This window comes from Nocardioides sp. NPDC054178 (assembly GCF_055585005.1).
The window spans coordinates 119975-133327 of the sequence record NZ_JBVJKY010000003.1; the positions used below are offsets into that span (position 1 = coordinate 119975).

The following is a 13353-nucleotide window of genomic DNA, read 5'->3' on the forward strand; positions in this document are numbered from 1 at the left end:
GGAGAAGACCATGCCCCACATGCGCAGACTCTCGATCGCCGTCGGCCTGGCGGCCACCGCCGGGCTCGCCGTCCCGCTGATCCCGGCCACCGCCGCCCCCGGCAGCGGCTCCTCCGAGGGCACCGCCCGCGTCTTCATGGTCAACCCGGTCCAGTCCAGCAACGACCAGGGCCTGACCGACCAGAAGGACGCCGCGAGCGCCGTGCCCGACAGCGCCTACGCCGAGGTGCCGCTGACCCACCTGGACGGCTCGGGCTACCTCCGCGGCGACTACGCGGTCGTCGAGTCGAGCACCGGCACCCCCGCGCGCTCGACCACCAACAGCTTCTTCTACGACCGCAACCAGGACCAGTTCGAGCAGGTCATGGGCTACTTCTGGGTGACCCGCGCACAGACCTACCTGCACGCTCTCGGCTTCGGGGAGACGCTCCCGGGCGTCCTGAACGAGCCGTTCTCGGTGAAGATCAACCAGTACGGCGGCGACAACTCCTACCAGACCGACAAGCCCTACCGGATCCGGCTGGGCAAGGGTGGTGTCGACGACGCCGAGGACGCCGAGGTGATCGTCCACGAGTACGGCCACGCGGTCCACGCCAGCCAGGTGCCCGGCTACGGCAGCAGCCTGGACGCCGGCGCGATCGGGGAGTCGTTCGGCGACTACCTCGCGGTCACGGTCGGCCTCGACGCCGCCTCGGAGTTCGGCTGGCCGGTCGCCGCCGACCCCTCCTGCCCGATGGACTGGGACTCGACCTCCTACACCGATGCCCCGCACTGCATCCGCAGCTTCCACCTCGACCTGACCCTCGAGGACCGCCGCAACCAGGTGCACTACGACGGCCAGATCTGGAGCCAGGCGCTGTGGGAGATCCGCGAGGGCTACCAGGCCCTCGGCCTCTCCACCCGCGACTGGGACACCACACTGATCTACTCCCAGTTCTCCTACGCGCCGGACACCAGCTTCCAGGCCGCGGCCGCCGAGACGTACGCCGCGGCGGCTGCTCGCGACGGCGAGGAGGCCGCCGACCTGGTCCGCGACCGGTTCGCCGCCCGGGGGATCACCTTCTGATCATCGCGCCGGCCGCGCCGACCGGGTGCGGCCGGGCGGAGGTGAGCTCCGCGAGCCGCCATCGCAGCACCATGACGGCGGCCTCGCGGGCCACCTCGCCGCTCATCTTGGACGTGCCGGCGGTGCGCTCGACGAACGTGATCGGATGCTCGGCCACGCGCAGGCCCAGCCGTTCGCAGCGCCAGGTGTTCTCCACCTGGAAGCCGTAGCCGGTCGAGGTCGTCCGCAGGACGCCGGCCCGGACCAGCGCGTCGGTGCGCCACGCGCGGAACCCCGCGGTCGTGTCGTGCGTCCTCAGCCCCAGCACGCGGCGGGCGTAGGCGTTGGCGCACCAGGACAGCGCGCGCCGGCGCAGCGGCCAGTTCTCGGTGGCGCCGCCCGGGACGTACCGCGACCCGAGGACGACGTCGTGGGTGCGCAGCAGCGCGAGCATCGCCAGGATCTCGGTGGCGGGGTGGGAGCCGTCGGCGTCCATCTGGACGATCGCGTCGTAGCCGCCGGCCACGGCCGCGGCGAAGCCGGCCCGGTACGCCGCCCCCAGACCGTCCTTGGACCTACGGCCGAGCAGGGTGAGCCAGTCGCCGAACCCCTCGTGCGCCTGGACCAGGGCGGCGGTGCCGTCCGGGCTGCCGTCGTCGACGACCAGGACGTCGATGCGCGCCGGGTCGCCGGCTCTGACGGTCTCGAGGCTCGTGAGCAGCGCGGGGAGGGTGGCCGCCTCGTTGAAGGTCGGCACGACGATGACGCAGCGCATGAGTGGACCGTACGGAGCCGGACGTGAAGGACGGATTAACCGGTGCGGTCGGTGTGATCGGTGCGGTCGGTCGGCAGGAGCACGGTGACCGTCATCTGCGGACCGTGGGTGCACGCGACGGGCGCGGGGGAGCCGTAGGTGGCGTGGCGGCCGTCGTGGCACAGCCTCAGCTCACCGCCGGCCCGGGAGACGAGCGTGCCGACCAGGGACAGGCCCAGCCCCGAGCCGGGTTGCGAGCGTGCCTCCTCGGCGCGGGTGAAGCGCTGGGTCGCCGTGGTCAGCAGCGTGGAGGACATCCCGGGGCCGGCGTCCGCGACCATCAGCCGTGCCCACCCCGTGGCCGGCTCGTCGACGCCGACCTGCACGGGTGGGGCGCCGTGCGTCGAGGCGTTGTCGAGGAGGTTGCTGAGCACCCGCTCCAGCTCGAAGTCCGCCATCGGCGCGGGCACGGGTCCTTCGGGAAGCGTCACGGCGAGGCTGCCGGCGTGATCGGGGTCGGCGAGGCGGCGCTGGTTGACCGTACGCGCCGTGACGGTCACCAGGTCGGCGTGCCCGGCCGGGTGGCTGCCCTCGGCACGACCGACCTGGAGCAGCTGCTCCGAGAGCGCGGCGAGCCGGTCCAGGTCGACCATGAGCTCGGTCAGGATGCGCTCGTGCTCGACCGCGCTGCGGGGGCGGCGCAGCGCCAGCTGGATCCGGCTGGTCAGCAGCGTGATCGGTGTACGCAGCTCGTGGCTGGCCTCGGTGACGAACTGGCGCTCCCGGTCCAGCGCGGCCTCGAGGCTGGTGAGCATGTCGTTGAAGGTGTCGCCCAGGCGGGTGATCTCGTCGTCGCGCTGGGGCGGCACGTCGAGCCGAAGACTCGTGTTGCCGGCGGTGATCGCGGCGGCCTGACGCCGGTAGCGCTCGACCGGGCGCAGGGCCGCGCGGGCCAGCCGGTCGCCGACCAGCGCGGTGATGCACAGGGCGCCGAGACCGGCGAGAGCGAGCTGCACGAGGAGCTCGCGCAACGCCTCGTCGCGGTGGTCGCGCCGCACCCCGACCAGCAGGTAGCGCTGCGGCGAGGTCGAGAGCCGGACCGCCTGAAGCCGGTAGGGCTCGGCCGCGGCGGGCAGGAAGTCACCGACGTTGAAGGTGCGTGGCGTCGTGGTCACCCGGTCCAGCCGGGATGCCGCCACCAGGGGCGTGGTCCCCGCGGCGCCACCGCGGTCGATGACCGTGCCGTCCGCGCCCAGCACCTGCCAGGGAACGCCGGTGGCATCGGCCGCGGACCGGCTGCGGACCCGGCCGTCGGCGCCGATCAGCGGCTCGAGCGCGTGGCGGGCCTGGGTGAGCTCGGTGTCGAGGCCACGGTCCAGCGCGTAGTCGACGCGCCAGTAGACGAAGATCCCGGCGGCGACCAGGACGACGAGGCTCGCGGCGGAGAAGCCGGCGACCAGGCGTACCCGCAGCGGCAGCCGGGAGAGGCGTACGGTCAGCGAGCTCATCGGCTCGGCGGCGCGGTCTCGAGGCGGTAGCCGGCTCCGCGCAGGGTGGTGATCGTGTCGGTGCCGAACGGTCGGTCGATCTTGCCGCGGATCGCGGCCACGTGCACGTCGATGACGTTGCTGCGCAGGTCGGTCTCGCCGTCCCAGACCTCATCGAGGATCCGCAGGCGGGTCACCACCTGCCCGGCGTGCGAGGCGAGCAGATAGAGGATGTCGAACTCGCGGGTGGACAGGGTGATCTCGACGCCGCCACGGGTGACCCGGCGGGCCCCGGGATCGACCACGAGGTCACCGATCTGCGCGGGCGCCTCGCCGCTGAAACCGCCACGCCGGTAGAGCGCGCGCAGCCGGGCCAGCAGCTCGTCGAGGTCGAACGGCTTGGGCAGGTAGTCGTCGGCCCCGGCGTCGAGGCCGTTGATCCGGTCGCGTACGTCGCCCCGGGCGGTGAGCATGAGGATCGGCGTCGCCAGCCCGAGGTCGCGCAGCCGCCGGGCGACGGTGACGCCGTCGAGGCCGGGCAGCATCCAGTCCAGGAGCGCGACGTCGTAGCCGGCGTCGCTCAGCAGGCGCTCGTAGGCGACCTGCCCGTTGTGGGCGACGTCGACCTGCCAGCCGGCCTCGGCCAGCGACTGCTCGAGCAGGCCGGCGAGGCGTACGTCGTCCTCGGCGACGAGGATCCTCATCGCCTCGTCACCTCGCCGCTCCGGCGCTCCCAGATGTGCCAGTTGTCGTAGCCCACCCTCTCAACGTAATGCTGAACCAGATAGTGCTGCGCGATGTCGGCGTTCAGGCCCCAGGTGTCGAGACTGCCGCCGTCGACGACGACCCATCGCGGGGCCGTGGGCCCGGCCAGCGCGGCGTGCAGCCGGTGCAGCCCGGGGTCGCGAACCCGCACCGGCAGGCTCCACAGATACTCGTAGGCGCTGTCCAGGCCGCTCGCGGCGACGATCTCGGGGTGGCCGAACCCGACCACGACGCCGTCGGTGGAGCTGTGCGCGTGCTCGCGCAGGTAGGTGGAGACCTGCGCCTCGGGGGAGGGCGGGGGCGGGGAGGCGACCCGATAGGTCCACACGGTGAGGGTGACCGCGACCGTGTAGGCCACGGCCCGGGTCAGGGCACGCCCTGCCCGCGGCGGGGCGATCGCCACCAGCAGCACCAGGCCGGGGACGATGCCGGTCAGGTAGTGCAGCCAGTAGCTGCCACCCGCGGCGATCGCGAACAGCTCCCAGGCGGTCAGCGCGAGCGCCGGCCAGGCGAGGCGGGTCCGGTGCGTGAGGATCGCCGCCACCGCGACGACGAGCACCACCGCGACGCCGGAGACCACCGCCGCCGCGGCGAGCTCCGCCCCACGGAGAAGAGTCGCGCTCGAGGCGGAGGCGTTGATCACCTCGGAAGCCTGGCCGCGGAAGAGCACGACGGCGTCCCACAGGCCCGGGGTCGAGGTGCCGCGGGCCCAGGCCCCGGCGAGCACCACGCCCAGGACCGTGATCGCGCCACCGGCGAACGCGGCGACGCGTCTCCCGAGCCGAGACACCTGCCCGTAGGAGACGACGACGAGGACCGCGGTGAACACGAACACGTCGAGGACGTTCTGCTTGACCAGCGCCGCCGCCATGCCGGCCGCACCGGCACCGACCGCCAGTCCGGCCGTACGGAGTCCCCATGTCCCGCGCAGCGCCACGACCGCGCACACCAGCCCGGCCAGGACGAACGGCACCGCGAGCAGCTCGCCGTTGACCTCGGGCATCGCCAGCAGCGGGCTGGACAGCAGCGCGGCGGCGAGCACGACGCAGGTGAGTCGGCCGTGGCGCGTCGGCGAGACCAGGCTCGCCAGGACGCCGGCCAGTCCCACCGACGTCGCGCTGGCCAGGGCGCCGAGGATCTTGACGCCCGGCGCGACGAACCCGGTCGCCGTCGCACCGCTCGAGCCGAGATGCCCCGCCGCGGCGAACAGCCAGAGCAGCAGCGGCGGCCGGTCGACCCAGAGGTCGCCGTACAACGAGTGCCCCGGCCGCCACTGCTGCGCGAGCATCAGGAACCCGCTCTCGTCCGCCGACAACGGCCGCTCGAGGAACGGCAGCCACGCCGCCGTCGCCACCAGGATCGCGAGGACGACGCCGGCCGTCGCCCACCGCCGGGCGCGTACGGGCGGGACGGTCGCCGGGGTTGCAGGTGCCGTCGGCCAGCTGACGGGAAGAGTCACACTCGCACGCTAGGAAGGCCTGCATGAAGGCTCGATGAAGGCGGATCGGGCTTCATCAATCCTTCATACGCAGGGAGTCATCCTCGCCGCCATGACGACTCAGACCATGCCCATCGCGGCGGTGCCGCTGCTCGCCCTCGCCCCGGGGACGCCGCGGGTCGCGGTGATCACCGGCAGCTACGGCGCCGGTCACAACTCCGCTGCTCGGGAGATCGCCCGTGTCCTGACGGCGGCGGGCTGCGACGTCGAGATCCACGACGTCGTGACCCTGCTGCCGCTCCGGCTCGGCCCGCTCCTGCGGCGCGTCTACTACGCCCAGCTCCGGCGCCGGCCCGGGTCCTGGGGGACCACCCTGCGGCTGCTCGAGCCGGACCGCGCCGCGTACCGGCTCGTGACCCGGCTCCTCGCCGCGACCGCCGCCCGGATCGTCGAGGCCACGCGGGGCTGCGACCTGGTCCTCACCACGCATCCGTTCGGTGCCCAGGCGCTCGGGCACGCCCGGGTGAGCGGCATGCTCGCCGCTCCCGTGGTCACCTACCTCACCGACACCTCCGTCCACCCGCTGTGGATCCACGCCGGCGTCGATCTCAACCTCGCCATCCACGAGGTCGCGGCCGCCGAGGCACGACGGTGGGGCGGACGTACCGAGGTCGTGCGGCCGCTCATCCCGGAGCGGCCGGCGGGGCTCGGCGCGCCCCGCCAGGAGCCGAGCCCCGCTGACATCGCCGGACCCTGGGCCCTGGTCACCGGTGGCTCGTTGGGCATGGGACGGCTGGAGTCCACCGCGCGCGACCTCCTCGCCGACGGACGGATGACGCCGGTCGTGCTGTGCGGCACCGACACCCGGCTGCGTCGCCGTCTGTCCCGGATCCCCGGCGTCGTCGCGCTCGGCTGGCGTGACGACATCCCGGCGCTGATGAGCGCCTGTGACTGCGTCGTGCAGAACGCCGGCGGGTTCACGTCGCTGGAGGCGCTGGCCTCCGGTACGCCGGTGGTCACCTACCGGCCCCTGCCGGGTCACGGCGTCGCGAACTCGGCCAACCTGGAGGCCGCTGGCCTGATCCCGTGGGCCCGCACCTCGGCGGACCTCGCCCGGTTCCTCGCCGGGGCCGGGCTCGCTCCCCGGCGCAGCCACCTGCCCGTGGACGCGCCCGAGCTCCTCGACGTGCTCACCGGACACGTCCCGACGGAGGTGGCGGCATGAGCCGGATCGCGGCCGCCCGGGGAGCCGGCGGCGGATCCCACATCGCCCTCACCTTCGACGACGGGCCCGACCCGGCCAGCACACCGGCATTCCTCGACCTCCTCGCCGGCCACGGCCGGAGGGCGACCTTCTTCGTCCTGGGCTCCCAGGCCCTCGATCACCCCGACCTGATCCGTCGGATCAGCCGGGAAGGGCACGAGCTGGCGATCCACGGCTGGACGCACCGCTGCACCCTGGCGCTGCCGCCCACCAGGCTGACCCGCGGGATCCGCCGGGCCCGCGACGTCGTGGAGGACATCAGCGGCGAGCAGGTCACCTGGTACCGGCCGCCGTACGGGGTGCCCAGCGGCGAGTCCGTCCTGGCCTGCCGGGCCCTCGGTCTGACACCCGTGCTGTGGACGGCCTGGGGACGCGAGTGGGAGCGAGCGGCCTCGCCGGCCACCGTCGTCGCGACCGTCCTGCGTACGCTGCGGCCCGGCGGAACGATCCTGCTGCACGACACCGACCGCCACGCACCCCACGGCGACTGGCGGCGTACGCTGGCAGCGACCGAGCAGCTGCTCGCCGGTCCGCTGGTCTCCGCGAACGTCGGCACCCTGGGGGAGCACTGGCGCGAGGTTCCCTGCGAGAATGGATCCACGTGACGCAGACATCGCCCGGCCACGACGCCGCACCCGCCGTCGGGCCCAGGACCTGGACCCCGTGGCGTGCGGTCTTCGCCTTCGGCCTCGTCAGCCTCTGCGCCGACATGGTCTACGAGGGCATGCGGGCGATGGCCGGGCCGTTCCTCGGCAGCCTGGGCGCCTCCGCGCTGACCGTCGGCCTGATCACCGGTGCCGGCGAGGGGATCGCGCTCGTGCTGCGGCTGGTGACCGGGGTGTGGGCCGACCGCAGCCACAACCACTGGCGGCTGACGGTCCTCGGCTACGCCATGACCGCGGTCTGCGTGCCGCTCCTCGCGGTCGCGCCGTTCCTCGGCGGCGCCGGGCTGGCGGTCGCGACGACCCTGATCCTGCTCGAGCGCACCGGGAAGGCCATCCGGAGCCCGGCCAAGTCGGCCCTGCTGGCGCGGATGGCCACCTCCACCGGCCGGGGCAAGGGGTTCGCCGTCCACAAGGCCCTGGACCAGGTCGGTGCCTTCTCCGGGCCGCTCCTGCTCGCCGGGGTCGCCGCCGCGACCGGGCTGATCTGGCCGGGCTTCGCCCTGCTCGCCGTGCCCGGTGCGATCTCGCTCCTGCTGCTGGCCCAGCTGCGCCGCCGGGCACCGATCGTGACCGAGCCCGAGCCCGAGACCGAGCCTGCGAAGGGTGTCGACCCGGCGGGCCGCGCGCCGAGCACGCTCGCGGCGATCGGCCGGGCCGTGACGGGCAGTGACCTGCCGCGTACGTTCCATCTCTTCTCCCTGGCCGCCGCCATGATGACCGCCGGCCTGATGACGTTCGGTGTGATCTCCTTCCGGATGGTCGAGGACGGTCTCCTCCTCGCAGCCGCCATCCCCCTCGTCTACGCCCTGGCGATGGCGGTCGAGGCCGTCGCGGCGCTCGGCACCGGCCACCTCTTCGACCGCCGGGGCAGCCGCGTGCTCCTGGTCGTCCCCGTCCTCGTCGCCCTGGTGCCGTGGTGCGTCTTCGCCTCCCAGCTCTGGCTGGTGCTGGCCGGTGTCGTGGTGTGGGGCGTGGCCTACGGCATCCAGGACTCGACGGTGAAGGCGTACGTCGCCGACCTCGTCCCCGCGCCTCGCCGGGCCACGGCCTACGGGGTCTTCGCCGCCGTCCAGGGTCTCGGCGCGCTCGCCGGCGGCGGTCTGGCCGGCGCGCTGGTCACCGGTCACGTCCCGGTCCTGGCCGGGGTGATCGGTGGGCTGCAGGTCGCCGCCTTCGCGCTGCTCGTCCACGTCACCCGGCGCCGGACCGGCGCGGTGGCCGGCTAGGCCTCGCGCAGGTAGGCGAGGACGGCGGAGACCCGTCGGTCGGTGGTGGGGTCGAGCCGGAGCTTGGCGAAGATGTTGCCGACGTGCTTGCGGACGGCGGCCTCGGAGACGAAGAGGGCGGTGGCGATGCTGCCGTTGGTGCGGCCCTCGGCCATCAGGGCCAGGACCTCGCGCTCGCGCTCCGAGAGCACGTCGAGGGGCCCGTCGGGCTGGTGCCGGTCGAGGAGGCCGCGGACGACCTGGGGGTCGACGGCCGTCTCCCCGGCGGCCACCCGGTCCAGGCTGTCGAGGAAGTCGCGGACGTGGCCGACCCGGTCCTTGAGCAGGTAGCCGATGCCGGCCCCACCGGTGGTGTCGAGGAGCTCGGCGAGATAGGCGTCGGCCACATAGGCCGAGAGCACCAGGACGGCCAGGTCGCGGTGGCGCCGGCGGAGCTCGGCAGCGGCGCGCAGCCCCTCGTCGGTGTGGGTGGGAGGCATCCGGATGTCGGTGATGACCACGTCGGGGCGGGTGTGGTCGGTGAAGGCGAGCAGGGCGTCCGCGTCGCCGACCGCGGCGATGACGTCGTGGCCGGCTCGCTCGAGGATGGCCAGCAGGCCCTCGCGCAGCAGCGCGGCGTCCTCGGCCAGGACGATCCTCAGGGGAGCACGGTCGGGCACGTCAGCCTCACTTCCGTCGGTCCGCCCGGTGGGCTGGTGACCTCCAGGCGGCCGTCCAGGGCGGCGAGGCGGGTGGCCAGACCGGCGAGCCCGCCCCCGGGACGCACGGCGGCGCCGCCGGCCCCATCATCGCGGACGAGGATCTCCAGGCGGTCACCGATCACCTGCCCCTCGACGCGGGCCGAGCGGGCCCCGGCATGGCGGACCGCGTTGGTGAGCGCCTCGGCGACCATGAAGTACGCCGCCGCCTCGACGGGCGCCGGCAGCCGGCCGGCCACGCGCAGGTCGACAGCGACCGGCAGCCCGGCGGCGTCGGCGAGCTCGCGCACGGCCGCGGTGAGCCCGTGGTCGACCAGCACCCGGGGATGGATCCCGCGGACGGTGGCGCGAAGCTCGGCCAGGGCCGTCTCGGCCTGGGTATGGGCCTGCCGGACCAGGTCGAGGCCGGCGCCCTCGGGCAGCTCCAGCTCGGCCAGCCCGAGGGTCATGGTCAGCGCGACCAGGCGCTGCTGCGCGCCGTCGTGGAGGTCGCGCTCGATCCGGCTGCGTTCGGTCTCGAAGGCGTCCACGAGGTCGACGCGGGAGCGGCGCAGATCGGCGACCGCCGCGGCCAGCCGGGCCTGGGCAGGTTCGAGCAGGAGCCGTGCCAGGCTCGCCTGGGCCGCGGCGAGGAGGGTCGCGGCGTACAGGCCGGCGACCAGCAGCACCAGGCCCGGGACCACCGCGATCCAGGCCTCCGTGGAGGTGGTGAGCTGCCAGGGGCCGAAGGCGATCGGAGCGTCGAGACGCACCAGGAGCGGGGCGAGCACGAGCACGCCGGGGATGGTGATGATCAGGTTGAGCACGACGGCGTCGACCAGCCACAGCACGGTGGCGAGCAGCACGGTGTAGCCGACCTCGGGCCCGGAGATCCGCAGCCGGCGCAGGGCCCGGAGCCGGTCGCTCCAGACGATCGGCACGGGCCGCTCGGCCGGCTCGGGACGGACGTCGGGAAGGACGAGCCGGAGGCGTACCCGCTCCACGTCGGCGACGAGCGCGGCGAGCAGCGGGATCCCGGCGAGCACCAGGATCCCGACCAGGAGGGCCAGGGTGAGCAGTCCGACGCCGACCAGCACGAACAGCACGGCGGCGACGACGAGGCCGATCAGGGCACCGGAGACGAGGTAGGCCAGGGCGCGCCACGGCCAGCTGGAGGCGAGCAGCCGCCAGGGGGAGGAGCGCAGCGCGGCCCAGACGTCCGGTGGTGGTCTCATGACTCTCGAGCCTAGGCACCGATCGTCCACAACGGGGTAGCGCACGCGCTACCTCGCCGTGGCGTCCACGCCCGTGCGCGCGCCGCGGGGACGGCGTTGGCTGGAGGTCATGACCGCCACCATCCCCGACGCCGTCCATGCGCCTCGGCCGCCCGGCCCGCCCGCCGTCGTCCTCGACGACGTCACCCGCACCTACCGAGCCCGCTCCGGGAAGGTCCACGCCCTGCGGGGCGTGAGCCACGCCTTCGCCTCCGGGACGTTCACCGCGATCATGGGTCCGTCGGGATCGGGCAAGTCCACGCTGATGCAGATCGCCGCCGGCCTCGACCGGCCCACCCGGGGCAGCGTCCGGGTCGCCGGAACCGACCTGGCCGGCCTGAGCCGGACGACCCTGACGAAGCTGCGCCGAGAGGTGATGGGCTTCGTGTTCCAGCAGTACAACCTGCTCGACGCCCTGACCGCCTACGACAACGTCGTCCTGCCCGCCCGCCTCGCCGGGCGGCGCCCGGATCGCGCCGAGGTGATCGGGGCGCTCGAGCAGGTCGGCCTGCACGGCCTCGCCCGGCGACGGCCGCCGGAGCTCTCCGGCGGCCAGCAGCAGCGCGTGGCCATCGCGCGGGCGCTGCACGCCCGGCCCGCGGTGCTCTTCGCCGACGAGCCCACCGGTGCGCTGGACCGCCATGCCGGACGCGAGGTGCTCGGGCTGCTGCGGGACCTCGTCGACGCGCCGATGACTCAGGGGCCGGCGCAGACGGTCGTGATGGTCACCCACGACCCCCTCGCCGCCTCGTACGCCGACAGCGTGCTGTTCCTCGCCGACGGCCGGGTCGTGGGGCAGATGGAGCGCAGCGACCCGGCCCGGATCGGCGCCCGCATGGCCGAGCTGGAGGCCGCGCGATGAGCCTGGTCGCGCACAGCCTGAAGACCCTGCGCCAGTCCTGGCCCCCGTACGCCGGCGCCGCGGTCGCCCTCGCCGGCGGCATCGCCCTGATCACCCTCGCGACCAACATGCTGGGAGCGCTCGGCACCGCCACCGACGGGCTGGACCAGCAGACCCGGACGCAGATCGACGACCTCGGGTCGCTGTTCGGCATCATGGCTGGCATCTCGCTGTTCCTGGCGCTCTTCGTGGTCTCCTCGACCTTCGGCTTCGTGGTGGCCACCCGGCGCCGCGAGCTCGGCCTGCTCCGCCTGCTCGGCGCCACCCCGCGGCAGGTGCGCACGCTGCTGCTCGCGGAGGCGCTCGCCGTCGCGGGCCTCGGCACGGTCGCCGGCTGCCTGCTCGGCACCGCCGTCACGGTGCCGGTGCTGCGGGTCCTGCACCAGGTCGGGGTCACGCCGGTCCTGCTCGCGATACCGGGCCAGGCCACCGGGTGGGCGATCGCCGCCTCCTGCGGTGTGGGGGTCGCCCTGGTCGGGGCCTGGCGCGCGGGCGCTCGCGCGGGACGTACGCAGCCGGTCGAGGCGCTGCGCGAGGCGGTCCTCGAGCGGCGACGGCCCACCGTGATCCAGGCGCTGGTCGCGCTCACCGCGGCGGGGGCGCTGGTCGCGGCGGCCTGGTTCGCCTCCGAGATGCCGCTGCTGTTCGCACTGCTCGTGGGCATGTTCCTGCCGATCGTCGCCGTGATCGGCGCCAACGCGGTGGGTGGCCTGCTCTACACCCAGCTGGCCGCGTGGGTCGGCGCCACGGTGGCGCGACGGGACCCGGCGGCGCACCTGGCCCGCGACCTCGCCCGCACCAGCAGCCGGATGACCGCGGCGGTGGCGGCGCCGGTGGTGGCCATCATGGCGGTGGCTGGCTCGATGGTGCTCGCGGTCGGGGCGACCGCCGACTGGAGCGAAGGTGCCGACCGGGCCGCGCTCAGGTCGGAGCTCGTCGTCGGCCGGACAGATCGTCCCGAGCGGATCCAGGACGTGCCCGGGGTGGGCGTGAGCGACGTACGCCGCACGGCGAGGGTCGGGTTCGGGGGCGGTCCCGAGGACGTCGAGGTCGTCGACGTCGCCGGCGCGGCCGCCACCCGGAGCCTGCAGGCGACGCGGGGGAGTCTCGCCGACCTGCGCGGCCGGACGATGGCGGTCACCGCCTCCTACGTCACCGACCTCGGCGCCCGAGTCGGTCAGACCCGCCGGATGCGGGTCGACGGCCGGATCATCAAGGTCCGCCTGGTCGCGGTCGTCCCCGACGCGCCGAACCTGTGGAGCGACGTCATCGTGCCCGATGACCTGCCCGGCATCGACAGGGTCGCCCACGACACCGGGACGGTCTTCGTGCGCACCGAGGCGGGCGCGGACGTGGCCGCCACCGCACGCTCGATCCGGGAGACCGGGGCCGAGGTCGGCACGGGAGAGGAGTGGATCGGCACGATCTCGGCCGAGGCGCGCCAGATGAACACGGTCGTCCTGTGGGTCATGCTCGGCCCGGCCGGCGTCTACGCCGCGATCGCGGCCGTCAACGCGGTCCTGATCGGGGCGAGTCAGCGCCGCCGTCAGACCGCCACCGCCCGGCTCGTCGGAGCCACCCCGGCACAGGTGCGCCGCACCGCCCTGTGGGAGACGGCGTTCACCGGCGCCGGGGCGCTGCTGGTCGGCGGCGCCGTGACCGGTCTCACCGGCTGGCTGATGCGACAGGCGGTCGTACGCGACGTGCCCGGCGCGCCGCTGACGTTCCCCTGGCCGGCGCTGTCCGGGATCACGGCGGCCTGCCTGGTCGTGCTGCTCGCCGCCGCCGTCGCCGGGGCGTACACGCTGCGGGGTGGGGAAGCGGCCGACTGAGCCTGTCCTGAAGGGGCCTGTGAGG

Annotated in this window: 12 protein-coding genes; 6 read left to right on the top strand and 6 right to left on the bottom strand. The window is 74.2% G+C overall.

Going from position 1 to position 13353, the window contains the following annotated elements:
• Nucleotides 1-19 precede the first annotated feature (19 nt).
• Entirely contained in the window at nucleotides 20-1066 is a 1047-nt protein-coding gene (locus tag ACZ6WN_RS13140; protein WP_465865086.1) for a M36 family metallopeptidase, read from the top strand.
• On the opposite strand, the gene ACZ6WN_RS13145 is transcribed toward ACZ6WN_RS13140, so the two are convergent.
• Genes ACZ6WN_RS13145 through ACZ6WN_RS13160 form a run of 4 tightly spaced genes read right to left on the bottom strand, consistent with a single transcriptional unit; the run spans nucleotide 1056 to nucleotide 5510 of the window.
• Nucleotides 1056-1820, bottom strand: coding sequence for a polyprenol monophosphomannose synthase (locus ACZ6WN_RS13145; protein ID WP_465865087.1), 765 nt, complete (start codon nucleotides 1818-1820; stop codon nucleotides 1056-1058). The genes ACZ6WN_RS13140 and ACZ6WN_RS13145 overlap by 11 nt on opposite strands.
• Nucleotides 1821-1855: 35 nt before the next feature.
• Complete coding sequence (locus ACZ6WN_RS13150; protein ID WP_465865088.1) at nucleotides 1856-3307, bottom strand: ATP-binding protein; 1452 nt, start codon at nucleotides 3305-3307, stop codon at nucleotides 1856-1858.
• On the bottom strand, nucleotides 3304-3990 hold the full coding sequence (locus ACZ6WN_RS13155) for a response regulator transcription factor (protein ID WP_465865089.1): 687 nt from the start codon (nucleotides 3988-3990) through the stop codon (nucleotides 3304-3306). The genes ACZ6WN_RS13150 and ACZ6WN_RS13155 overlap by 4 nt, the downstream gene beginning before the upstream one ends.
• Nucleotides 3987-5510, bottom strand: coding sequence for a hypothetical protein (locus tag ACZ6WN_RS13160; RefSeq protein ID WP_465865090.1), 1524 nt, complete (start codon nucleotides 5508-5510; stop codon nucleotides 3987-3989). The genes ACZ6WN_RS13155 and ACZ6WN_RS13160 overlap by 4 nt, the downstream gene beginning before the upstream one ends.
• Before the next feature lie 91 nt (nucleotides 5511-5601).
• On the opposite strand from ACZ6WN_RS13160, the gene ACZ6WN_RS13165 reads away from it, so the two are divergent.
• Genes ACZ6WN_RS13165 through ACZ6WN_RS13175 form a run of 3 tightly spaced genes read left to right on the top strand, consistent with a single transcriptional unit; the run spans nucleotide 5602 to nucleotide 8644 of the window.
• Nucleotides 5602-6714 (top strand): MGDG synthase family glycosyltransferase, encoded by a 1113-nt coding sequence (locus ACZ6WN_RS13165; protein WP_465865091.1) that lies wholly within the window; start codon nucleotides 5602-5604, stop codon nucleotides 6712-6714.
• Nucleotides 6711-7358, top strand: coding sequence for a polysaccharide deacetylase family protein (locus tag ACZ6WN_RS13170; RefSeq protein ID WP_465865092.1), 648 nt, complete (start codon nucleotides 6711-6713; stop codon nucleotides 7356-7358). The genes ACZ6WN_RS13165 and ACZ6WN_RS13170 overlap by 4 nt, the downstream gene beginning before the upstream one ends.
• Nucleotides 7355-8644: an MFS transporter gene (locus tag ACZ6WN_RS13175; RefSeq protein WP_465865093.1), complete on the top strand. Its 1290-nt coding sequence runs from the start codon at nucleotides 7355-7357 to the stop codon at nucleotides 8642-8644. Before ACZ6WN_RS13170 ends, ACZ6WN_RS13175 begins: the two co-directional genes overlap by 4 nt.
• Here ACZ6WN_RS13175 and ACZ6WN_RS13180 read toward each other — a convergent pair.
• Entirely contained in the window at nucleotides 8641-9303 is a 663-nt protein-coding gene (locus ACZ6WN_RS13180) for a response regulator (RefSeq protein ID WP_465865094.1), read from the bottom strand. The genes ACZ6WN_RS13175 and ACZ6WN_RS13180 overlap by 4 nt on opposite strands.
• A complete protein-coding gene (locus tag ACZ6WN_RS13185) occupies nucleotides 9282-10556 on the bottom strand; it encodes a sensor histidine kinase (protein WP_465865095.1) in 1275 nt (424 codons plus the stop codon). The genes ACZ6WN_RS13180 and ACZ6WN_RS13185 overlap by 22 nt, the downstream gene beginning before the upstream one ends.
• 109 nt (nucleotides 10557-10665) lie before the next feature.
• Between ACZ6WN_RS13185 and ACZ6WN_RS13190 the strand changes: the two genes are divergently transcribed.
• Nucleotides 10666-11457 carry an ABC transporter ATP-binding protein gene (locus tag ACZ6WN_RS13190; RefSeq protein ID WP_465865096.1) on the top strand — a complete coding sequence of 264 codons (792 nt, stop codon included), beginning with the start codon at nucleotides 10666-10668 and terminating at the stop codon, nucleotides 11455-11457.
• Nucleotides 11454-13328 carry an FtsX-like permease family protein gene (locus ACZ6WN_RS13195; RefSeq protein WP_465865097.1) on the top strand — a complete coding sequence of 625 codons (1875 nt, stop codon included), beginning with the start codon at nucleotides 11454-11456 and terminating at the stop codon, nucleotides 13326-13328. Before ACZ6WN_RS13190 ends, ACZ6WN_RS13195 begins: the two co-directional genes overlap by 4 nt.
• Nucleotides 13329-13353 lie beyond the last annotated feature (25 nt).

Coding starts and splice junctions, on each gene's coding strand:
- ACZ6WN_RS13185 (WP_465865095.1), bottom strand. CDS start 10,556: ATGAGACCACCACCGGACGTCTGGGCCGCGCTGCGCTCCTCCCCCTGG.
- ACZ6WN_RS13150 (WP_465865088.1), bottom strand. CDS start 3,307: ATGAGCTCGCTGACCGTACGCCTCTCCCGGCTGCCGCTGCGGGTACGC.
- ACZ6WN_RS13170 (WP_465865092.1), top strand. CDS start 6,711: ATGAGCCGGATCGCGGCCGCCCGGGGAGCCGGCGGCGGATCCCACATC.
- ACZ6WN_RS13145 (WP_465865087.1), bottom strand. CDS start 1,820: ATGCGCTGCGTCATCGTCGTGCCGACCTTCAACGAGGCGGCCACCCTC.
- ACZ6WN_RS13195 (WP_465865097.1), top strand. CDS start 11,454: ATGAGCCTGGTCGCGCACAGCCTGAAGACCCTGCGCCAGTCCTGGCCC.
- ACZ6WN_RS13140 (WP_465865086.1), top strand. CDS start 20: ATGCGCAGACTCTCGATCGCCGTCGGCCTGGCGGCCACCGCCGGGCTC.
- ACZ6WN_RS13155 (WP_465865089.1), bottom strand. CDS start 3,990: ATGAGGATCCTCGTCGCCGAGGACGACGTACGCCTCGCCGGCCTGCTC.
- ACZ6WN_RS13190 (WP_465865096.1), top strand. CDS start 10,666: ATGACCGCCACCATCCCCGACGCCGTCCATGCGCCTCGGCCGCCCGGC.
- ACZ6WN_RS13165 (WP_465865091.1), top strand. CDS start 5,602: ATGACGACTCAGACCATGCCCATCGCGGCGGTGCCGCTGCTCGCCCTC.